This is a genomic window from Actinomycetospora cinnamomea, assembly GCF_003096675.1.
Lineage (GTDB): Bacteria > Actinomycetota > Actinomycetes > Mycobacteriales > Pseudonocardiaceae > Actinomycetospora > Actinomycetospora cinnamomea.
Genome location: NZ_QEKW01000005.1, coordinates 328,753 through 348,751, shown reverse-complemented (window position 1 = coordinate 348,751; position 19,999 = coordinate 328,753). Strand labels below are relative to the sequence as shown.

At 74.7% G+C, this 19,999-nt stretch carries 20 protein-coding genes and 1 pseudogene; 9 read left to right on the top strand and 12 right to left on the bottom strand.

Annotated features, from left to right (window positions below; all coding sequences use genetic code 11):
• Positions 1 to 176: 176 nt before the first annotated feature.
• A complete protein-coding gene (locus C8D89_RS12945; protein ID WP_116708497.1) occupies positions 177 to 635 on the top strand; it encodes a CARDB domain-containing protein in 459 nt (152 codons plus the stop codon).
• Between the two features lie 608 nt (positions 636 to 1,243).
• Here the strand turns inward: C8D89_RS12945 and C8D89_RS12940 are convergent.
• Positions 1,244 to 2,836: an IS1182 family transposase gene (locus C8D89_RS12940; RefSeq protein WP_116708496.1), complete on the bottom strand. Its 1,593-nt coding sequence runs from the start codon at positions 2,834 to 2,836 to the stop codon at positions 1,244 to 1,246.
• A 300-nt stretch (positions 2,837 to 3,136) separates the two neighbouring features.
• Positions 3,137 to 4,702 (bottom strand): annotated as a pseudogene (gene eccCa, locus C8D89_RS12935) (type VII secretion protein EccCa); the annotation flags it as partial.
• A gap of 416 nt (positions 4,703 to 5,118) precedes the next feature.
• Here eccCa and C8D89_RS12930 point away from each other — a divergent pair.
• From C8D89_RS12930 to C8D89_RS12895, 8 genes are all read left to right on the top strand, one after another.
• Positions 5,119 to 6,306 (top strand): GNAT family N-acetyltransferase, encoded by a 1,188-nt coding sequence (locus C8D89_RS12930; RefSeq protein WP_165825680.1) that lies wholly within the window; start codon positions 5,119 to 5,121, stop codon positions 6,304 to 6,306.
• Positions 6,303 to 7,514: an FAD-dependent monooxygenase gene (locus tag C8D89_RS12925; protein WP_116708493.1), complete on the top strand. Its 1,212-nt coding sequence runs from the start codon at positions 6,303 to 6,305 to the stop codon at positions 7,512 to 7,514. Before C8D89_RS12930 ends, C8D89_RS12925 begins: the two co-directional genes overlap by 4 nt.
• Before the next feature lie 114 nt (positions 7,515 to 7,628).
• Positions 7,629 to 9,182 carry a type VII secretion integral membrane protein EccD gene (gene eccD / locus C8D89_RS12920; RefSeq protein WP_207787197.1) on the top strand — a complete coding sequence of 518 codons (1,554 nt, stop codon included), beginning with the start codon at positions 7,629 to 7,631 and terminating at the stop codon, positions 9,180 to 9,182.
• Positions 9,183 to 9,193: 11 nt separating this feature from the next.
• On the top strand, positions 9,194 to 10,579 hold the full coding sequence (locus tag C8D89_RS12915; RefSeq protein ID WP_116708491.1) for a S8 family serine peptidase: 1,386 nt from the start codon (positions 9,194 to 9,196) through the stop codon (positions 10,577 to 10,579).
• Complete coding sequence (gene eccE, locus C8D89_RS12910; RefSeq protein ID WP_116708490.1) at positions 10,576 to 11,808, top strand: type VII secretion protein EccE; 1,233 nt, start codon at positions 10,576 to 10,578, stop codon at positions 11,806 to 11,808. Before C8D89_RS12915 ends, eccE begins: the two co-directional genes overlap by 4 nt.
• Positions 11,805 to 12,554, top strand: coding sequence for a hypothetical protein (locus tag C8D89_RS12905; protein ID WP_116708489.1), 750 nt, complete (start codon positions 11,805 to 11,807; stop codon positions 12,552 to 12,554). The genes eccE and C8D89_RS12905 overlap by 4 nt, the downstream gene beginning before the upstream one ends.
• Positions 12,555 to 12,602: 48 nt before the next feature.
• Positions 12,603 to 12,971, top strand: coding sequence for a Rieske (2Fe-2S) protein (locus tag C8D89_RS12900; RefSeq protein ID WP_116708488.1), 369 nt, complete (start codon positions 12,603 to 12,605; stop codon positions 12,969 to 12,971).
• A complete protein-coding gene (locus tag C8D89_RS12895) occupies positions 12,968 to 13,345 on the top strand; it encodes a VOC family protein (protein ID WP_116708487.1) in 378 nt (125 codons plus the stop codon). Before C8D89_RS12900 ends, C8D89_RS12895 begins: the two co-directional genes overlap by 4 nt.
• On the opposite strand, the gene truA is transcribed toward C8D89_RS12895, so the two are convergent.
• The 10 genes from truA to map all read right to left on the bottom strand — a co-directional run bounded on the left by truA (position 13,327) and on the right by map (position 19,965).
• On the bottom strand, positions 13,327 to 14,202 hold the full coding sequence (gene truA / locus C8D89_RS12890; RefSeq protein WP_243418055.1) for a tRNA pseudouridine(38-40) synthase TruA: 876 nt from the start codon (positions 14,200 to 14,202) through the stop codon (positions 13,327 to 13,329). The genes C8D89_RS12895 and truA overlap by 19 nt on opposite strands.
• A gap of 11 nt (positions 14,203 to 14,213) precedes the next feature.
• Positions 14,214 to 14,954 carry a 50S ribosomal protein L17 gene (rplQ, locus tag C8D89_RS12885; protein ID WP_116708486.1) on the bottom strand — a complete coding sequence of 247 codons (741 nt, stop codon included), beginning with the start codon at positions 14,952 to 14,954 and terminating at the stop codon, positions 14,214 to 14,216.
• Positions 14,955 to 15,052: 98 nt separating this feature from the next.
• Positions 15,053 to 16,126, bottom strand: coding sequence for a DNA-directed RNA polymerase subunit alpha (locus tag C8D89_RS12880; RefSeq protein WP_116708485.1), 1,074 nt, complete (start codon positions 16,124 to 16,126; stop codon positions 15,053 to 15,055).
• A 122-nt stretch (positions 16,127 to 16,248) separates the two neighbouring features.
• On the bottom strand, positions 16,249 to 16,854 hold the full coding sequence (gene rpsD, locus C8D89_RS12875; RefSeq protein ID WP_116708484.1) for a 30S ribosomal protein S4: 606 nt from the start codon (positions 16,852 to 16,854) through the stop codon (positions 16,249 to 16,251).
• Between the two features lie 19 nt (positions 16,855 to 16,873).
• Complete coding sequence (gene rpsK, locus C8D89_RS12870; protein WP_116708483.1) at positions 16,874 to 17,284, bottom strand: 30S ribosomal protein S11; 411 nt, start codon at positions 17,282 to 17,284, stop codon at positions 16,874 to 16,876.
• Between the two features lie 54 nt (positions 17,285 to 17,338).
• Complete coding sequence (rpsM, locus tag C8D89_RS12865) at positions 17,339 to 17,719, bottom strand: 30S ribosomal protein S13 (protein WP_116708482.1); 381 nt, start codon at positions 17,717 to 17,719, stop codon at positions 17,339 to 17,341.
• A gap of 199 nt (positions 17,720 to 17,918) precedes the next feature.
• A complete protein-coding gene (rpmJ, locus tag C8D89_RS12860; RefSeq protein ID WP_018330934.1) occupies positions 17,919 to 18,032 on the bottom strand; it encodes a 50S ribosomal protein L36 in 114 nt (37 codons plus the stop codon).
• 51 nt (positions 18,033 to 18,083) lie between these two features.
• The gene (gene infA / locus C8D89_RS12855; protein ID WP_030532868.1) at positions 18,084 to 18,305 is read right to left on the bottom strand and encodes a translation initiation factor IF-1; all 222 of its coding nucleotides are present in this window, start codon (positions 18,303 to 18,305) and stop codon (positions 18,084 to 18,086) included.
• Between the two features lie 201 nt (positions 18,306 to 18,506).
• The gene (locus tag C8D89_RS12850) at positions 18,507 to 18,953 is read right to left on the bottom strand and encodes a DUF1707 SHOCT-like domain-containing protein (RefSeq protein WP_207787196.1); all 447 of its coding nucleotides are present in this window, start codon (positions 18,951 to 18,953) and stop codon (positions 18,507 to 18,509) included.
• A 247-nt stretch (positions 18,954 to 19,200) separates the two neighbouring features.
• Positions 19,201 to 19,965 carry a type I methionyl aminopeptidase gene (gene map / locus C8D89_RS12845; protein WP_116708556.1) on the bottom strand — a complete coding sequence of 255 codons (765 nt, stop codon included), beginning with the start codon at positions 19,963 to 19,965 and terminating at the stop codon, positions 19,201 to 19,203.
• Positions 19,966 to 19,999: the final 34 nt, after the last annotated feature.

Genomic DNA, 19,999 nt, shown 5'->3' with positions numbered 1-19,999 from the left:
TGCTCAGCCCGCTGGACTACGAAGCCCACCACACCAGCCCCAGTCAAGATCACTGACCCCACACCGTCGGTGTCCGGCGCTGGGGGCCAACCTCATATTGAGTGAACTCCGGGCAGGAAGACTCACAGAGAGTCGTTGCTAGCTTGAGGCGTCTGTGCGCTGAAAGGAGAGCGGACATGAGCATGCCGGGACGGGCCAAGAGACCTTCAAGGATCTATCGTTCGCTTCAGCGCATCCTTGCGGCAACAGCCATGGTCGTTGGTCTTCTTGTCGTACCGGTGGTTACGGCCGACGCTGCCGTTGGTCCTGATCTAACGCCCACGCGCATTACATTTGATGGAAGTTCCCTCCGCGTCGGGAACGCCATCTATTTCGACTCAGGTGTCAGCAATCTCGGAGACGCTTGGACTGGCGTCTTCAACATCAAGTGGCTCGTCGATGGCGCAGAGGTTGGCGCGTACGGAAGCCACAACGGAGTCCCAGCGGGCACCCGTGTGGTGGACGGGAACAGCCAGTTCTCTTGGTCGTTCAACCGGGGCTGCCACGATGTCGAGTTTCTCGTGGACGCTGACAACCATGTCTCTGAGTCAGTCGAGTACAACAACAAGGGCTACGTCAACGTTTGCGTGGATTAGTACGGCGTAGGGCTAACCGGGGCTACGCCCCAGCCCGACCAGGCATGTCGTAGTTGGGCTGGTCAGGGGGCTCCGGTCGGGGGGGGGGAAGTGCGTCCCGAGGGACGGTTATGGGCCGCGCGTGGACGGTGGTTGGCCCGGTGAGCCCGCCCGGTCCCGGCCCCGCCTCGCCCGCCCTCGATCCCAACCCGAACTATCACTCGCCGGAAGACCTCACGGTCGACAGCGGATACGCGGCCGACATCACTCGTCGTTAGGGGAGATTCGCCGTGACCCCGCCGGCTGGTGGGCTGCGTCATCGTCGGTCCCTCAGATCGAGGACCGGCGTCGCCGCACCGCGCGAGCAGTGTCGACCGGCTCCGGCTCCGGCCCCGTCCTTAGAATTCAGGTTCGACTGTGACACTCATCGCAGCGTCTGTCGTCGTTCTGACGCTATCGGCCTAGGAGACCGCTGAAGAACAGGGGGTGGGGGCGGGGCGCCTCGCGGCAGTCGAGCTGCGGTGAGGTCAGCACCCGTGGGTGCGACGAGAGGTCGCCCCGCCCGGGGCTGATCGTGGCGCGTGGGTGGTGTGCTGTCGAGGCCGCAGCCGGGGCGCTCGGGGGTCTTGCTAGATCGCGGCGAGGGTCCAGCGGCCGTGGTCGAGGTGCAGTCCGAGCGCGAGCATCCGTCGCAGGTTGAGTGCGGCGACGCGGGTGTGCAGCCAGGCGTTGTTCTTGATCACGCCGCGGTGCGGGACGCGGCGGTTGCCGCGGGTCAGCCAGGCGATGCAGCGCTCCACCATGGGCCGGTGCCGCCGGTAGCTCTCGACGTGCCCGGGACTGGTCGCCTGGACCCGGTGGGCGCGCTGCAGCGCGTGGTGGGGCCCCAGGGTCAGGCTGCGTCCGTCGGTGGCGGTGGTGCAGCGCTCGCGTAGCGGGCAGCCTCGGCAGAGGCTCTTGAAGCTCACCTTCCCGGTTCGCGTGACGGGGCGGGTGTGCCCGTTCGGGCAGCTCACGGTGTTGCTGGCCGGGTCGTAGGTGAAGTCGTCGAGGGTGAACCCGCCGGGGATCGCGGGCCGTAGCGGCCACGGCTTGATCACCGCGCGGTGCCCGGCAGCCTCGAGCGCGGCGAGCCCGTCGCCACTGCCATAGGCCGAGTCGGCCAGCACCTCGACCGGCTCGCCGGCGGCAGAGTCGATGCTCGAGTCCCTGGCGAGCAGGGCGATGCCGACGGTGGCGTCGCTGTTGTCCGGGCCGGTGGCCTTGGTCAGCCCGGTTGCGGTGATCAGGCCGGTGTCGGGTTCGACCACCACGTGGGCCTTGAACCCGTCCTGGCGGCGCTCGCGGGACTTGTGGGCATGGCGGGTGTCGGGGTCGACCGTCGAGATCACCCGGTCCGGCGCGGTGCGCCGCGCGATCCGCCAGCGCCCGTCGCTGCCATCCGAGCCCTCCGCGGGCTCGACGTCCTGCCCGGCCACCAGCGCCAACAACGCCACCGCCTGCGTGGCCTTCTCGTCGAGCCCGGCGCTGCCGGGATAGCGGGTCTCGAGCTCGGCGAGCGCCGCCAGCGCATCGCCCACCAGCGCCGAGACCAGCTCGTCACGGGCCTGCGGGTCGTCCCAGGCGATCTGCGGCTTGCCCGGCCGCGCATAGTCGTGCCCGCTCGTCGCAGCAGCGCTGACGACGTCGGCGCCGTCGCCGACCTCGCGGGCGACCCGGCGGATCGCGGCGATCAGCTGGGTGACGGTGTCCTGGCGGGCCACCGCGTCATCCAGGATCGTCGAGTCCAGCGCCCGGCGGGTTTTCCCCGCCACCGCCCCGGTCTCGGCGATCACCGCCGAGACCACCTCGAAGATGCGGTTCGGGCGCTGCGAGGCGGCCAGCCGCCGGCGCCAGTAGGTCAACGTCGAGGAGTCGAACGCGGTGTCGGTGATCGCCAGCCCGCAGGCGGCCTTCCACCGCAGATCGAACGTGAGCGCCTCGACCGCCTCGCGGTCCGACAGCCCGTGCAGCGCTTGGAGGACCAGCACCGTGGCCACCACCTCCGGCGGCACGCTCGGGCGGCCCCGACCACTGGGGAACAGATCGGCGAACAGCTCCGGCGGGAACAACCGGGCCCGGTGGGCGGCCAGGAACGCGAACACACTGCCCGGCTTCAACAGATGCCCGGCGACCGACTCCACATCCAGCAACTCACGCTGATCATCAGAGCGACCCTGCACCCACCAAGGATCCCAACTCTGGCCCCAGCCGCCCGCTCCGACACTCCGCTTTGTTCAGCGGTCTCCTAGAAGGACAGACATGAAGGTTCTTGCCTTCTAACGTTCTGTGACTGTTCCGGCGCATGATGGCATCGCGCTCGTTCCCCGATCGCCGCAACGCAGGCCTCGACCCACGAGCGCACCGAGGGCGCGGGTCACTCTGGGGCCGTGGCCCTGGCAGTCTCTGGTTGGTCCGGCGCGAAAGCACGCCCGCCGGCCCGGGGCGACGTCATCGCACATGCGGCGTTCATCCACGTTCGGTCCGGCGAACGTCGCGCCGCCCTTGAAGTCGACGAGCACGAGGTTCAGCACCTCGGACGAGTGCGTCGTGATCAGGCCCAGCACGAGCGTACGGAGCAGCTCCGACTTGCCCGACCCGGTGGCCCCGACGCACAGCCCGTGCGGGCCCATGCCCTCCTGCGCCGCCTCCTTGATGTCGAGCTCCACCGGCTCGCCGTCGGCCGAGACGCCGAAGGGCACGCGCAGCCGGTCGCGCACGGGGCGGGGACGCCAGGCGGCGGTGACGTCGAAGGTGTCGGGCTCACCGTCGACCCCGAGCAGCTCGAGGATGCCGGGGCTGGTGAGCAGCGGCTCCTCCTCCACGCCGCCGACGACGGCCGGCGTGCGGCACGGCGCCAGCCGCCGCGCGAGGGCCTCGGCCTCGGCCGCGCCGAGGCTGTCCGGGCGCCCGAACCACTCGACGCCCTGCTGTCCCAGCGCGCCGACGCGCGGGCCCTCGGCGTCGAGCACGAGCCCCAGCCCGCGACGCCCCGTGAGCGTGCCGACCGCGTCGGACAGGTCGATCAGCGTGACCCCGGCCAGGCCCTCGGAGAGCACGATCTGCTCGGCACGGGTGACCTCGGCGTCCTCCAGCACCACGACCACGTGCGCCGCGTCGGCCACCGGGGCGGCGCCCCGGGCGAACCGGCCCCGCCCGGCGAGCTCGGGGGCCAGCCACGCCTCCACCGCCGCCAGCGAGGACGTCACCATCCGCACCGGGCCGGCGCCGTCGGCCAGGCGCGGGTGCGCGGCGTGCGGCAGCCACTTCACCCACTCCCACTCCGCGCGCGCCGGTCCCGTCGCGGCGACGGCGACGACGAGGTCGTCGGGGCTGTGGAAGGTGACCATCTGCGCGACGAGCGCCCGCACGAGTCCCCGGCGCGTCGCGGCGTCGGCCCCGGTGACGGCGACCGAGGCGAAGGCGCGCAGGGACACCGCGGTGGGCAGGTCCGGCACGATCGAGTGGGTGCGCACGAAGCGGCGCAGCGCCACCGTCGACACGGGCTCGAGCTCGTCGACCGGCCCGGTCTGCGGCGGCACGAGCGCGGTCGCGAGCCGCTGCGAGCCGCGGCCGACGCGCACGTGGGCGAAGTCGGGGTCCGCCGGGCGGCGCTCCCACATGCGTGGTCCGCGGGCGAGCCCCACGAGCGCGGCCGGGTCGGGGTGGGTCCACTCCAGCGCGCGCCGCTGGTCCGCGGCCGTGTCGCGGGCCCGCCGCCGCATCTGGGCGAGGTAGCGCAGGTAGTCCTTGCGGTCCTCGTCGGCCTCCGCCCGGCGCTGGCCCCCGCCGCGAGTGGCCCCGCCGGCCACCATCCCCAGCGTCGACAGGGCGAACATGCCGCCGAAGAGCCAGGACGTCGGGTTGTCGACGCCGATGACGACGATGAACCCCAGCGACCCGACCACCATGAGCAGCGGCAGCAGGCGCAGCAGCGGCGAGGTGGGCACGAGGCGGGGAATCTCCGGCGGGGCCTCGAGGTGGACCTCGCCCGTGGGCACCGCGGGAGGCGGCAGGCGCGCGGCGCGTCGGAAGACCCGTGTGCCCACCGGCCCTCCCCCGTTCCTCCGATCGCAGCACTCCGCTCGACGGTTCGACCATCCTAGGGAGCCGCGGCGCGCGCCGGGCCCTTCTCGCGGAACCGACGACCGGCCGCCACCGGTGGGCGTTCACCGCCGACCCGGCGGACCTCGCACCTGGCGCGCGCACCGAAAAGCTCGGAACCGGGTCACCGAACTGGTAACGATTCGGCCCCGAGGACCGAAAGACAGCCGACCACAGGGTCATGAGTGGGGGGTCAGTCACCATGGGGGAAGCGGCCGTCATCGGGCGTCCGATCCGCTCGTCCGCCGAGCCGGACAGCAGGACGGGCAGCGAACGGCGCACCGGTGCGTTCTCGCCCGTGCGCCCCCGCCGGGGCCCCGGGTCGCCGGCGCGTCGTCCGTCCCCGATCACCTGTCGGGCCGTGACGATCGACGAGGCGAGCCGGGACCGCCGGTTCCTCGAGCGGTGGAAGGACCTCGAGCAGGCGGCGGTCGAACCCAACCCGTTCTTCGCCCCGCAGTTCGTGATCCCGGCGGCCCGCCACCTCGCGCGCGGCCTCACGGTGCAGCTGCTGGTGGCCGAGCAGGACGAGCGGCTGGTGTTCCTCGTGCCGCTCGCCCGCGTGCGTCCGCTGGGCCGCCGCAGCGTGTCCGGGCGGGGCGCGTGGGTCCATCCCTACTGCTTCCTCGGCGTCCCCCTGATGCGCGCCGGCGCGGATCTCGTGCGCGTCTGGGAGGAGATCATGCGGGGAGGCCGCGCCTGGCGGACGCCCTGGATCGAGCTGCCGCGCACGGGCCACGACGGTCCGGTGGCGTCGGCGGCACGCATCGCCGCGGACCGCTGGTCGACCTCCGTCGTCAGCGCCTCCGTCGGCGACCGCCCGTACGTCTTCCGCCGGCCCGAGCCGAGCTACATGACGGAGTGGGTCACCAGCAAGAACAGGGCGAACCTCGCCCGCCGTCGCCGTCTCCTGTCGCGCGGCTGCGCCGAGCCGCTGCTCACCGTGGACCGTGCCGGCGACGACGTCGGGTCCGCGGTGGAGCAGTTCCTCGACCTCGAGAGCCGCGGCTGGAAGGGACGCAGCGGGACGGACATGCTCTCGCGGCCGGACGCGGCCGCGTTCTTCCGCGAGGTCGTCACCGCCTTCGCCGACGACGACCGGCTCGTGTTCCTCAGCCTCGAGGCCGGCGACCAGGTGTTCGCGCAGACCGTCGCCCTCTCCGCCGGGGCCGGGCTCTTCGGCTTCAAGAAGGCCTACGACGAGGAGCACGCCCGCTGTTCACCCGGCGCGCTGCTCGACACGGACGTCGTGGCGTGGTTCCACGCCGCGCAGGACCTCCAGTGGCTGGACACGTGCTCCGACCCGGGAGCGGCGGCCGGCGGCGTGTTCGGCGACCGTTCGACGGTCTGTACGCTCGTCGTCCCCGTCGGCCGCGTCGGCAGGAGTGCCGTGCCGTACCTCTTCCCTCCGCTCTTCGCGCTCGTCGAGCGGCTGCGGTCCTCCCCGCTGCGCGACCGCCTCCGGGAGTGGCGACGGGCGCTGCCGCGGTGGGGTGACCGGAAGACCGTCCCGCACACCGTCCCCGAGGCCGTCGCGGAGGGCTCGTGAAGATCGCCTGCGTCGGTGGCGGACCCGCCGGCCTGTACTTCGCGGTGCAGATGGCACGACGGGACGACCGGCACGAGATCACCGTGTACGAGCGCAACCCGGCCGGGGTCACCTATGGCTGGGGTGTGGGCTCCTCCGAGCTGCTGGCCCCGTTCGCGACGCAGGATCCGCCCACCGCGGAGCGGCTGGCCGCGGACGCGTTCGTGTGGAGCGGGGAGCTGGTGGGTCGCCAGGGGCGCGGCGCCGTCGAACGTGGCGGGGACGCCGGCGACGGCTACTGCATCGGACGCCAGCGCCTCATCGACATCCTGGCCGACCGCGCCCGCGAGCTCGGTGTCCGCGTCGAGAACGACTGCGAGATCGACCCCTCGGTGCTCGCCGGCCAGGTCGACCTCGTCGTGGCGTCCGACGGGCTGCAGAGCCGGTTCCGCCAGCAGCACGCCGCGGAACTCGGCGCGGAGGTCACGACCGGCCGCAACCGGTACATCTGGCTCGGGACGACGAAGGTCTTCCACCGGTTCACGTTCTCCTTCGTCGAGACCCCCGCGGGGTGGCTGTGGTGCCACGCGTACGGCTACGGCGAGGAGCGCAGCACCTTCATCGTCGAGTGCTCGCCGGAGACCTGGCGGGGACTCGGGCTGGACTCGCTCGGGGTGGACGAGACCCTCAAGCTCCTCGAGGACGCGTTCGCGGAGCTGCTCGAAGGTCACCCGCTGCTCGTCCAGGTGCGCGACGAGGGGGTCATGCCGTGGCTGAACTTCCGCACGGTGCGCTGCGACCGGTGGCACGTGGGCAACGTCGCGCTGATGGGCGACGCCGCGCACACCACCCACTTCTCGATCGGGTCCGGCACGTTGCTCGCGCTGGACGACGCGATCGGGCTCGCCGACGCGGTGGACCGGCACACCGACCTGTCGGACGCGCTGGAGGAGTACGGGGCGACCAGACGGGCCGCCGTGCGTCTCGCGCAACGGGAGGCGTCCTACAGCGCACGGTGGTTGGAGGACGTCGCGCGCTACATGCCCGGTGACGCACGTCGCTTCGCCGAGCTCCACCGGTGGCGCCGCTCCCCGTTCCTGGCCCACATGCCGCCGGCGGCCTACTACCTCCTCCGCCGGAGCCTGGACGAGAGCCGCCTGCTGCGCTCGGCCTGGCGTCGGGTCACGTCCCTCCGCCGATCCCGCTTCCTCCGGCGGAACGCGCGCTGACCGACACCGGGGAACCGCCTCCCCGGTGTCGGTGATCGCGCCACCCCGCCGCGGCGCTCCGGCCATACTGGGCCCGCCGCAGCCCGCGCTCGACACCGGGAGGAGCGCATGAGAGTGACGGCCCGGTCCGGGCGTCGACCGGTGCTGCCCGACGCCCCCGACCGGTCCGCGACCGACGACGGCGACGCGGCCCGACGCCTCCCCGCCGGTTCGGGCACACCGGTCGCCGCCGCGAGCCGGGTGTCGGTCCTGGCCCCCCGCACGCGCGTCGACGTCGCCCTCCCGCCCGACGTGCCGCTGGCCGACCTCCTGCCGGTCCTGCTCGACATGACCGGGGAGAGCGCGTCCGGGGCCCGCGGCGGGGGCACCTGGACGCTCGCACCCCTGGGCCAGGGTCCGGTCGACCCGTCGCGGACGCTGGCCTCGCTCGGCGTCCTCGACGGCGACCAGCTCGTCCTGCGCCGCCGCGCCGACGCCGCCCCGCCGCCGCTGTTCGACGACGTCGTCGACGCGGTCGCCGAGGCGACACCCGCCAGCTACCGGGCGTGGGGCCCCGGACCCGCCCGCGTGCTCGGGCTCTGCGGGCTCGCGGTCGGTCTCGCCGCCGCCGTGCTCGCGCTCGTCGTCGCCGGCCGCGCCCCCGGCACCGGCGGCGGGCTGGGCACCGCGGTGGTCGGTGGTGTCGCCGCCGTCACCGCGCTCGCCGTCGCCGTCGTCGGTGCGCGGGTGCTCGACGAGCCGGGCGCGGGCGCGGTCCTCGCCGTCGGCGCCGTGGGGCTCGCGGGTGCCGCGGGTGTCGCGGCGGTGCCGTGGGGTCCCGCGGCCGAGGGCACCTCGCTCGTCGCGACCGCCGGGGCACCCCAGGTGCTGCTCGGTGCCGCGCTCGCGGCCGCGGTCGCGGGCACCGCCCTGCTCACCCTGGGCCGGGCGGGGCGTGCCGGCGTCGCCGCCCTGATCGGCGCGCTGACCGCCACGGTCCTCACGGCCCTGGCCGCGGGCGCCGCGACCATCGTGGACGCGGGCGACGCCGCGGCGGTGGCCGGCGGGGCCGGGGCGCTGGCGCTCGTGGCGTCGGCGCTGCTGCCGCGCACCGGCATCGCGCTCGCCCGCCTGCCCCTGCCGCGGGTGCCGGGGTCGGCCGAGGAGCTCGCCGACGATCCGGGCCCCGACCACACCGCTGCCGAGCACGCCGACATCGAGCGTCGCGCCGACCGCGCCCACGCCGCGCTCTCCGGCCTGGTCGTCGGATGCGGCACGGTGACGGCGTGCGCGGTCGCCGTGCTGGCGCTCGCCCCGATCGGCGGCTGGCGGGGTGTCGCCGCGTGGACGCTCGCCGCCCTGCTCACCGCCCTGCTGGCCCTGCGCTCGCGGACCTACGCCAACGGGGTGCAGGCCGTCGCGCTGCTGGTGTGCGCCCTGCTCGCGGGCGCCGCGCTGGTGGTGGGCTGGCTGCTCGTCGCACCCCCGCTCGTAGCGGTGCTGGCCGTGCCGACGGTCGCCCTCGCCGCCGGGGCGGGCGCGCTCGCGCTCGGCGTCGTCGTGCCCCGCCGGCGCTTCTCCCCCGTGGCCCGGCGGGCGGTCGACATCGCCGAGGCGATCGGCATCGCGGCGGTGCTGCCGGTGGCACTGGCCGTCATGGACCTCTACACGGCGATGCGGCTGCTGTGAGACCGGCCGGCATGGTGACGGGACTGTGCGCCCCCGCCGTCCTCCTCGCCGTCCTCCTCGCCGTCCTCCTGGGCGGACCGCCCGCGGCGGCCGCCCCCGTGACCGCGCCGATGACAACGCCGATGACAACGCCGATGACCGCCCCGTCGCCGCCGGCGCCCGACCGCGCGGCCCTGGCCGCGCTCCGGTCCGCGCCCGATGCGGTCCCGGGCGCCCGCCGGCTCGCGCCCTGCCCGGACGCCACCCCGCCGGTCGGCACCGGGTTCGGCGACGTCCCGCCCGGCCCCGACCCCGCCGCGGCGTGGAGCGCGGGCCGCGGCGAGGGCCAGCTCGTCGCGGTCGTCGACACCGGGGTCGCGCCGCACCCGCGGCTGGGCGGCCGGGTGGTCGACGGGGGCGACTTCGTCGCGGGCGACTCGGGTCTCGACGACTGCGACGGCCACGGCACGGCGGTGGCCGGGGTCCTCGCGGCCGACCCGGCGCCCGGCGACATGCTCACGGGCGTCGCCCCCGGGGCGCGGGTGCTCGCGGTGCGCCAGACCAGCGCGTTCCTCGGCGTCGACGGCCAGCGGGGCGTCGGCGACGTCACCACCCTCGCCCGCGCCGTCCGCCACACCGCCGACGTCCCGGGCGTGGGGGTGCTCCTCCTGGCGCTGACCGCGTGCCGCACCCCCGCCGAGGTCGCCGACCCGGCCGCCGCCCCGGCCCTCGGGGCGCTGCGGGCGGCCGTGCGCGACGCCGTGGACCGGGGCGTCGTCGTGGTCGCCGCCGCGGGGAACAGCGGGCCGGGCTGCGCGCCGAACACCGGTGGGCCGGTGCGCAGCGTGCCCGTGCCGGCCTGGTTCGGCGACGACGTCCTGGCCGTGGGCGCGGTCGACGACACCGGCGCGCCCGACCCCTCCTCGCTGGCCGGGCCGTGGGTCGACCTCGCCGCGCCAGCACGTGCTCCGGCGTCGCTCGCGGCGCGCGGGGACGGTCTGACCACCACGCTGACCACGCCCGGCGGCGCGTCGACCCCCCTGGTGGGCACGAGCTTCGCCGCCGCACGGATCGCCGGTGCCGCGGCGCTCCTGCGGGCGCGCTCGCCGGGGGCGCCGGCCCGCGAGATCGCCGCCGCCCTCGTGCGCTCCTCGTCGCCACCGCCCGGGCTCGTGCCCGGCACCCGCGACGACGCCGTCGGCTACGGCGTGCTCGACGCGGCGGCCGCCGTGCGCGGGGGGCCGCCACGCACCGGACCCGAGGTGCGGCCCGAGCCGGCGGCCGCCGCGACCGACACCGCCACCGGCGCGGCCCCCGACACCGGCGCCACGACGGTCGTCGTCGGCGCGCTCGCCGTCGGGGCCGCCGGGGCCGCCGGCGCTGCGCTCGCGCTCCGGCGCGGGCGGGGTGCGCGATGAGCGTCGTCGCCGACCGTGCTCCCCGCCCGGAGCTCGCCGCCCGCCGCCGCCCGGCGGGGCCGTCGCTGGGGCCGCTGCCGCTGGCCGCCGTCGTGGTGGTCGAGGCGGGGCTGGCGCTCGCGGTGGCGCTGGTGGCCCTCGACCGTGGCCTCGCACCGCTCGCCGGGGTCGTGCTGTCCGCGGCGCTGCTCGTGGGGCTGCTGCGGGTACGGCGCCGCTGGGTGGTGCAGTGGATCGGCCTGGCGCTGCGCTACCGGCTGCGGGTCCGCGAGCGGGAGGCCGAGCCGCCCGGCGCCGACACCGACAGGGCCGACGCGCGGCTGCGGACGCTGCGTCTGCTCACCGGCGACCTCGCCGTCGCACGCACCCGCGACCACGACGGCCGCGAGGTGGGCCTGCTCGGTCACGGCGGCGGCTGGAGCGCCGTGCTCGCCCCCGACCCGGTGGGCGCCGACGGGGGCGCCGGCCTCGTCGCCGACGACGCCACGGCCGGCTCCGCGTCGTTCCCCCTGGCCGCGCTGGCCGGGAGCCTCGCCGACCGGGGCGTCGTGCTCGACGCCATCAGCGCGGTGTGGCACTGCCGGCCGGTCGCCGGCGACACGCCCGCGGCCGCGGCCTACCGCGAGGTCCTCGGCCCGCTGCCGCCGGTCTCGCGCCGCGAGGCGTGGCTCGTCGTGCGCCTCGACCCCCAGCGCTGCCCGGACGCGGTGGCCGAGCGCGGCGGCGGGGTCGTCGGCGCGCACCGGGCCGTCGTCGGCGCGCTCGCCCGCATCGGCCGCGTCCTGGCCGACCACGGCACGACGGTCCGCCCGCTGTCGGCCGACGAGGTCCTCGACGCCGCGCTCGAGGCCGCCGACGCCGACGAGGGCCCCGGCGAGCGGCTGAAGGAGCACTGGCGGGCGGTGGTCGTCGGGGAGATCGGGCACGCCGCGTTCGCGGTGACGCGCTGGCCGGCCGACACCGCGCCCGCCCGGCTCACCGACCTCACCGCCACCGTGGCGCGCACCTGCACCCTCGCGCTCACCCTCGAGCCGGGGACCCGGGCGGACGAGGCGACGGTCGGGTTGCGCGGCACCGTGCGCCTCACCGCCGACACCCCGGACGCGCTCGACGTCGCCGGCCGCGAGCTCGTGGCCCGCGGGCACGCGCTCGGGGTGGCCCTCGACCCGCTCGACGGGCAGCACGCCGCCGGTCTCGCCGCCACGCTGCCGCTGGGAACCGCGCCGTGACCGCTCCCCCGGGCCCCTCCGGCCGCACCGCCCCCACCCGCGCCGACCCCGAGCTCGCGCCCACCTTCGCCGTGCCGCCCGCCGTGCTCGACACCCTCGGCCCGCCCGTGCGGCCCGCCGGCGTCGTGCTCGGCGCCGACCCGGACGGCGAGCCGGTCACGGTGACCCTCGTGCGGGCGGCGCCCACCCGGGTGGTCGTGCTCGGCGGGCTCTACCTCGCCCGCCAGGTCGTGCTGCGCGCCGCGGGCACGGGCATGCGCGCGGTGGTCGTGACCGGCCGCCCGCCGGCCTGGGAGGCGGTGCGCCGGGCGGCCGTGCCCGCGGGCGACGCGCCGACCGCCGACCACCCCGACGCACCGGTCCGCGTCGTCGCCGAGCCCCCGGCCGACCTCGCCGTGCCCGGTGGCGCGCCCCTGCTCGTCGTCCACGACCGCGGTGCCACCACCCGCGGCTCGAGCCCGGCGCGCCGCCCCCGCCAGACGACTCTCGTCGTGCTGCCGTCGCTCGTGCCCGCGGTGTCCGACCTCGCCGACGACGCCGACCTCGTCCTGCTCCAGCGCATGCCCCCGCACGAGGCCGAGCTCGCCGGACGTCTCTGGCGGCTGACGCCGTCGATGATCGAGAGCCTGCGGACCCTCCCCGACCGCGGTGTCGTGGTGCTCGGCCGCAACCTCTGGCGTCGCGTCGACCTCGTCACCGGACCCCGCGAGACCGCGATCCTGGGTCCCGTCCGCCGCGGCGACTAGTACCGTGGCCGGCGTCACCCCGCTGCCGCCGTGCACGGAGGAGTCGCGATGCCGGAGTCCACGTACACCCCCGTCGCCTCGCTGGAGACGGTGCGCGAGCGGGCGACGACCGCGGTGACGGTCAGTGGCCGGCGCGTGCTGCTCGTCCACGTCGACGGCGAGGTGCACGCCTACGACAACCGCTGTCCCCACCGGGCGTGGCCGCTCGAGCGCGGCACCCTCGCCGACGGGGTGCTGACCTGCGCGAACCACCGCTACACGTTCGACGCGGCCACGGGGCGCGGGATCGACGCCGGCGGCTGCGACCTCGTCGCCTACCCCTGCCGGGTCGACGACGAGGGCACCGTCGCGGTCGCCGTGCCTCGAGGACGCGCGCTTGACCTCGACCGAGGTCGAGGTCCCACTCTCGGGACATGAGCATCGCGCTGAACCACACCATCGTCGAGTCCCGCGACCCGGACGCCGGCGCGGCCTTCCTCACCGAGGTCCTCGGTCTCCCGGCGCCCACCCACTTCGGACCGTTCACCGTCGTCGAGGTCGCCCACGGCACGAGCCTCGACTACATGACGGTCGACGAGCCCCACCCGCAGCACTACGCCTTCCTCGTCCCCGACGAGGAGTTCGGGGTGATCACCGAGCGGCTGCGCGCGCGGGGAACCCCCACCTTCGCCGACCCGATGCACCGCCGCCCGGGCCACAACACCAACGACGGTGGGCAGGGGACCTACTTCGACTCGCCCGAGGGCCACAACCTGGAGATCCTCACCCGGCCCTACGGCAGCGGGGGCTGACCGGTGGGCTCGCCGCGCCGCCGACGGGTGGCCGCGGCCCGGTCGGCGAGCTCGGCGTCGCCGGGGTAGTCGATCCCCGTCAGGCGCAGGCCCCGGGCGGCGGCGACCGTCACCTCGCTCGAACGCTCGCGCGCGGCCAGGAGCTGCGCCGGCCATCCGACGGGGCGCCGGCCCTCGCCGACGGCCAGCAGCGCCCCCACGATCGAGCGCACCATCGAGTGGCAGAACGCGTCGGCCGACAGGCGGGCGACGAGCACCTCGGTCTCGCCCGCCGCGGGCTCCCAGTCCAGCGCCTGCAGCTCGCGGATCGTCGTGGCGCCGGGGCGCGGGCGGCAGAAGGCCGCGAAGTCGTGCTCGCCGAGCAGGCCCCGCCCGGCGGCGTTCATCGCCTCGGGGTCCAGCGGCCGTGGCCAGCGCAGTGTGTCGCGCGCCCGCAGCGGCTCGGGACCCCAGGGCGCGGTGCTCACGCGGTAGACGTAGTGCCGGCGCAGCGCCGAGAACCGGGCGTCGAAGCCCTCGGAGGCCGCCGTCACCGCACGCACCCGCACGTCGGGCGGCAGCATCCGGGCCAGCCGCCCGACGAGGCCCGGGTGGGGCTCCACCTCGGCGGGCAGGTCGACGTGCGCGACCTGCGCGTCCGCGTGCACCCCCGCATCGGTCCGCCCCGCGACCGTCAGCGCGACCGGCACGCGCCAGATCGTCGCGAGCGTGTCCTCGAGGACACCCTGCACGGTCCGCAGCCCGGGCTGGCGCGCCCACCCGGAGAAGTCGGTGCCGTCGTAGGCGAGGTCCAGCCGGTACCGCACCGGAGACGCCGCGAGCCCGCCCCCGGGGTCGGGGGCGGGCTCGCGGGACACGGAGCGGTCGGTCAGGACTTGTCGTCCCCGGTGGTCGCCGAGGAGTCGGCGTCCTCCGACGGGTCCTGGTCGCTGGACGCGCCGGTGTCACCCTCGGATGCACCGGAGTCGGCGTCCTCCGAGGGGTCACGCCCGGCGGAGGTCGCGGCGGGCTCGGCCTCGGGGACCTCCGGCGCGTCGTCGCCGGTGCCCACGCTCTCCTGCGCCTCGACCGCGTCGCCGGCGTCCCCGGGCCCGGCGGTCTCCGGCGAGAGGTCGGACTCCTCGGCCGCCGCGATGGTGGCCGCGGTCGCCGCAGCACCGGTGGCGGTCTCGCCGATCTGGGCGCCCGGACCCGACGGCGACCTGGGCGGCGCGGCCGTGCGAGTCGCCTGCGAGGCCTCCGCGGTGGCGGTGCGCTCGTTCACCAGCTCGATCACGGCCATCGGCGCGTTGTCACCCTTGCGCGGCAGCGTCTTGACGATGCGCGTGTAGCCGCCGGGACGATCCGCGAAGAACGGGCCGATCTCCGCGACGAGGCGGTGCACGACGTCCTTGTCACGGATCTGCTGGGCGATGATCCGGCGGTTGTGCAGGCCACCCTTCTTCGCCTTGGTGATCAGCCGCTCCGCGTAGGGACGCAGCCGCTCGGCCTTGGCGCGGGTGGTGTGGATCCGCCCGTGGGTGAACAGCGACGTGGCCAGGTTGGCCAGCATCAGCTTCTGGTGGTCGGGGGAACCCCCGAGCCGCGGGCCCTTGGAGGGCTGGGGCATGTCACTGCTCCTGTCTCGTGACGCCTTTCCTCCCCGGCCACGCCCAAGATCTGTGGCACGGGCCGGGGAGGGGGCAGCACGTCAGAGTCGCTGGGTTACTAGAGCTGCTCGGTCTCGGCGTAGTCCTGGCCGTCGTCGTCCGGGACCCCGTAGCCGCCGAAGCCGCCGTCGGAGCCGTAGGACTCGAAGCCCTCGGACGGGTAGTCCGCCGCCGCGGCGGACGGGTCGAACCCGGGCGGGCTGTCCTTGAGCGCGAGGCCCAGCCCGGCCAGCTTCATCTTGACCTCGTCGATGGACTTCGCACCGAAGTTGCGGATGTCCAGCAGGTCGGCCTCCGACCGTCCGACGAGCTCGCCGACGGTGTGGATGCCCTCCCGCTTGAGGCAGTTGTAGGACCGGACCGTGAGGTCGAGGTCCTCGATGGGCATCGCGAACGCGGCGATCGAGTCGGCCTCGGCGGGCGACGGCCCGATCTCGATGCCCTCGGCGTCGACGTTGAGCTCACGGGCCAGGCCGAAGAGCTCGACCAGGGTGCGGCCGGCCGACGCGATCGCGTCGCGCGGGCTCATCGACGGCTTGGTCTCGACATCGAGGATGAGCTTGTCGAAGTCGGTGCGCTGCTCGACGCGGGTCGCCTCGACCTTGTAGCTCACCTTGAGCACCGGCGAGTAGATCGAGTCGACCGGGATGCGGCCGATCTCGGCGCCGGAGGCCTTGTTCTGCGCGGCCGGCACGTAGCCACGGCCACGCTCGACCACCAGCTCGACCTCGAGGCGGCCCTGGTCGTTCAGGGTCGCGATGTGCAGATCGGGGTTGTGCACGGTGACACCGGCCGGCGGCACGATGTCGCCCGCGGTGACGGTGCCGGGACCCTGCTTGCGCAGGTACATCGTCGCCGGCTCGTCCTCCTCGGAGCTCACGACGAGCTCCTTGAGGTTCAGGATGATGTCGGTGACGTCCTCCTTCACCCCCGGGACGGTGGTGAACTCGTGGAGGACCCCGTCGACCCGGATGCTCGTCACGGCCGCGCCCGGGATGGACGACAGCAGCGTGCGACGCAGCGAGTTGCCGAGGGTGTAGCCGAAGCCCGGCTCCAGCGGCTCGATGACGAACCGGGAGCGGGTGTCGTCGATGGCGTCCTCGGACAGAGCGGGACGCTGGGAGATCAGCACGTACTCAGAACCTTTCCGATGCGGCGTCCGCTATTTGACGCCGAACCCGACCCCGGTGCACCGAACTGGCACCCGGGGGTACTGCTGGGGGCACGCGGCGGGCGGAGCCCCCGCGTGTCCGCCTACTTCGAGTAGAACTCGACGATCAGCTGCTCCTGGACCGGCGTGTCGATCTGCGCCCGCTCCGGCAGGGAGTGGACGAAGATGCGCAGCGAGTCCGGGACCACCTGCAGCCACCCGGGCACCGGGCGGTCGCCGAAGTTCTCCTTGGCCACCACGAACGGCAGCATGTTCCGGGACTTGTCCCGGACGTCGATGATGTCGTACTGCGTCACCCGGTAGCTGGGGACGTCGACCTTCTGGCCGTTGACCAGGAAGTGGCCGTGGCCCACGAGCTGGCGGGCCTGGCGGCGGGTCTGGGCGAGCCCGGCGCGGTAGACGACCGAGTCGAGGCGCGACTCGAGGAGGCGGAGGAACTCGTCGCCGGTCTTGCCCTCGCGACGGTTCGCCTCCTCGTAGTAGGCGCGCATCTGCTTCTCGAGCAGGCCGTAGGTGAAGCGGGCCTTCTGCTTCTCCTGCAGCTGCAGCAGGTACTCGGACTCCTTGATGCGGATCCGGCCGTGCTGCCCCGGCGGGTACGGGCGACGCTCGAAGGACTTGTCGCCGCCGATCAGGTCGACCTTGAGGCGGCGGGACTTGCGCGTGGCGGGGCCGGTGTAGCGGGCCATGGCTGTTCTCCTCTCCGCCTCAGACTCGACGACGCTTGGGCGGGCGGCAGCCGTTGTGCGGCTGCGGGGTGACGTCGGAGATCGTCCCGACCTCGAGGCCCGCGGCCTGCAGCGATCGGATCGCCGTCTCGCGGCCCGACCCCGGGCCCTTGACGAAGACGTCGACCTTCTTCATCCCGTGCTCGGCGGCCTTGCGGGCGCAGTTCTCCGCGGCCATCTGCGCGGCGAACGGCGTCGACTTGCGCGAGCCCTTGAAGCCCACGTGGCCGGCCGACGCCCAGCTGATGACGTTGCCCGTCGGGTCGGTGATGGAGACGATCGTGTTGTTGAACGTGCTCTTGATGTGCGCGTGGCCGTGGGAGACGTTCTTCTTCTCCCGGCGCCGGACCTTCTTGGCCCCGGCCGCGCCCTGGCGGGTCCTGGGTGGCATTCACATACTCCTGGCTCGGGTTCTTCGATCGGCTGCGCCGCGGGGCGGTGCGCCCTACTTGCGCGTGGCCTTCTTCTTGCCGGCGACGGTCTTCTTCGGACCCTTGCGGGAGCGGGCGTTCGTCTTCGTCCGCTGCCCGTGCACCGGCAGGTTGCGGCGATGCCGCAGGCCCTGGTAGCTGCCGATCTCGACCTTGCGCCGGATGTCCGCCTGGACCTCGCGGCGGAGGTCACCCTCGACCCGGTAGTTGTTCTCGATGTACGCGCGCAGCGCGGCGGTGTCGGTGTCCGACAGGTCCTTCGACCGCAGGTCGGGGTCGACGCCGGTCTCGGCCAGGATCTCCCGGGAACGGCTGCGACCGATCCCGAAGATGTAGGTCAGCGCGATCTCCATCCGCTTCTCGCGGGGGAGGTCGACGCCGGCGAGTCGTGCCATGGGGCGACGTGCTCCTCGTGTCGTCCGGGAGGTCTGGCTCCCCGCCCGTCCCGGGCCGCGTCGTGCTGTGCGGGTCCGGGCCCCGGCCTCCCGTGCCGGGGGTGCTCCGCCGGGGCATCGATCTCTCGAGCCGGCGTAGGTGCGGGGAGGTTGTCCTGTGTGCGGCCCGGGCGGGCCGCGGTGCCCAGGTCGGGCTGCGTCAGCCCTGGCGCTGCTTGTGGCGCAGGTTGTCGCAGATGACCATGACCCGCCCGTGACGGCGGACCACCTGGCACTTCGCGCAGATGCGCTTGACGCTCGGCTGGACCTTCACGTCCTTCTCTTTCTCCGGGGGGCTCACGGGGGGCCGGAGCCCCCCGTGGGTTCACTTGTAGCGGTAGACGATCCGGCCGCGCGACAGGTCGTAGGGCGACAGCTCCACGACGACCTTGTCCTCGGGGAGGATCCGGATGTAGTGCTGACGCATCTTGCCGCTGATGTGCGCCAGGACCTTGTGCCCGTTCTCGAGCTCCACCCGGAACATCGCGTTGGGCAGGGGTTCGATGACCCGGCCCTCGACCTCGATGGCGCCGTCCTTCTTCGCCATGTCCTCCGCATTCTTCTCGACGTACGCTGGCGTCCCGGCCGGGCGCACCGACGCCGGGCGACGGAGGTTCCGGAGGGACCGAGCACGCGAGCGGACCGGGGACCGACACACGAGCGCGCGGGACCGGCACGACACGCGCACCAGCTGTCGAGTGTACGCGGGGCGTGTCGGGACGTCCGTCACCGGGGCCTTCCCCGCGGATCACCGCCGCAGCGGCGCGCTCCCGCACGGCCCGGGCAGCGGGAGGCCGACGCGTCCCGCGAGGGCGCCCACCGCGAGCACGAGGCCCCAGGGCCCGGCCACCCAGATCCACCACGGTGCCACGGGCTCCGCGGTGCCGGCGACCACCGCCAGCCAGATCACGACGTTGAGCGCCGACACCGCCGCCCACACCGCGACCGCGGCCCGCAGCGGCGACGGGCCGGGACGCCGGGGCGCGCGGTCCCGGGGCGGCGCGGCGTCCGGCAGGTCCGGCAGGTCCGCGGTCAGCGGCGCGAGGTCCGCGACGACCACGGCCCCGTGCGCGGCCCGCACCCGCTCGTCGTACTCCCTCAGGGTCAACCGCCCCTCGGCGTGGGCCTGCGCCAACCGCGCGGCCACCCGCTCGCGATCGACGTCGGCCACCCGCAGTCGGCCCGTCCCGTCCACGCTCACCACCCCACTCGCTCGTCTCGCGGCCGAGACTAGCAGAGAGCGGATAGTCCCGCTATCCAGTTTGCGGCACCCGATGGTGGGCAGCGAGGGTCACCCCCGCTGCTTCCCACGCAGCAAGGGCGTCCTTCGCTTTCCGAGAGGGCACGGCGCCGCCGCACAGCGAGGGTCACCCCCGCTGCCTGCGACGCAGCCAGGGCGTCCCTCGCTCCGGGGAGCACGGGCGCCGCGGGAACCGAGCGCGTCAGTCCGCGGGCGCGGTGAGGATCCGGGGACCGTCATCGGTGACGGCGGCCGTGTGCTCCCAGTGCACCGCGCGGCTGCCGTCGGCGGTGACCACGGTCCAGCCGTCGTCGAGCTCGTCGGTCTCGTCGGTGCCCGCGGTGAGCATCGGCTCGATCGCGAGCACCATCCCCGGCCGCAGGCGCAGCCCGGAGCCGGCGCGCCCGAGGTTCGGCACGAACGGGTCCATGTGCATGGAGGTGCCGATGCCGTGGCCGCCGTAGTCGGCGACGATCCCGTACTCGCGGCCGTCGGCGGCCGCGCACCGCCGCGCCTCGGACTCGACGGCGTGCGAGACGTCTCCGAGACGCCCGCCGGGCACGAGGCGCTCGATGCCGGCGTACATCGCCGCGCGGCACGCCGCCGACAGCGCCTCGTCCTCGGGGCGAGGGGTGCCGACGAGCACCGTCACCGCGGCGTCGCCGTGCCAGCCCTCGAGGATCGCCCCGCAGTCGATCGAGACGAGGTCACCGTCACCGAGCACCTGCGAGGCCGCCGGGATGCCGTGCACGACCTGCTCGTTGACCGAGGTGCACAGCGAGGCCGGGAAGCCCTGGTAGCCCAGGAACGACGGCGCCGCCCCGGCGTCGCGGATGACCGCCTCGGCGATCCCGTCGAGGTCGGCGGTGCTCGTCCCGGGGCGCGCGGCCTCGGTCACCGCCGCGAGCGCGGCCGCGACCACGAGCCCGGCGGCGCGCATGGCCTCGATCTGGCCCGGCGTCTTCATCTCCACGGCGCGACCCCGCACACGGTCCGCGAGC

Excerpts from the sequence above, each read along its gene's own strand:
- C8D89_RS12945 (WP_116708497.1), top strand. The coding sequence starts at position 177 with ATGAGCATGCCGGGACGGGCCAAGAGACCTTCAAGGATCTATCGTTCG.
- C8D89_RS12915 (WP_116708491.1), top strand. The coding sequence starts at position 9,194 with ATGGTGACGGGACTGTGCGCCCCCGCCGTCCTCCTCGCCGTCCTCCTC.
- eccE (WP_116708490.1), top strand. The coding sequence starts at position 10,576 with ATGAGCGTCGTCGCCGACCGTGCTCCCCGCCCGGAGCTCGCCGCCCGC.
- C8D89_RS12900 (WP_116708488.1), top strand. The coding sequence starts at position 12,603 with ATGCCGGAGTCCACGTACACCCCCGTCGCCTCGCTGGAGACGGTGCGC.
- C8D89_RS12895 (WP_116708487.1), top strand. The coding sequence starts at position 12,968 with ATGAGCATCGCGCTGAACCACACCATCGTCGAGTCCCGCGACCCGGAC.
- rplQ (WP_116708486.1), bottom strand. The coding sequence starts at position 14,954 with ATGCCCCAGCCCTCCAAGGGCCCGCGGCTCGGGGGTTCCCCCGACCAC.
- rpsD (WP_116708484.1), bottom strand. The coding sequence starts at position 16,854 with ATGGCCCGCTACACCGGCCCCGCCACGCGCAAGTCCCGCCGCCTCAAG.
- rpsK (WP_116708483.1), bottom strand. The coding sequence starts at position 17,284 with ATGCCACCCAGGACCCGCCAGGGCGCGGCCGGGGCCAAGAAGGTCCGG.
- rpsM (WP_116708482.1), bottom strand. The coding sequence starts at position 17,719 with ATGGCACGACTCGCCGGCGTCGACCTCCCCCGCGAGAAGCGGATGGAG.
- infA (WP_030532868.1), bottom strand. The coding sequence starts at position 18,305 with ATGGCGAAGAAGGACGGCGCCATCGAGGTCGAGGGCCGGGTCATCGAA.
- map (WP_116708556.1), bottom strand. The coding sequence starts at position 19,965 with ATGAAGACGCCGGGCCAGATCGAGGCCATGCGCGCCGCCGGGCTCGTG.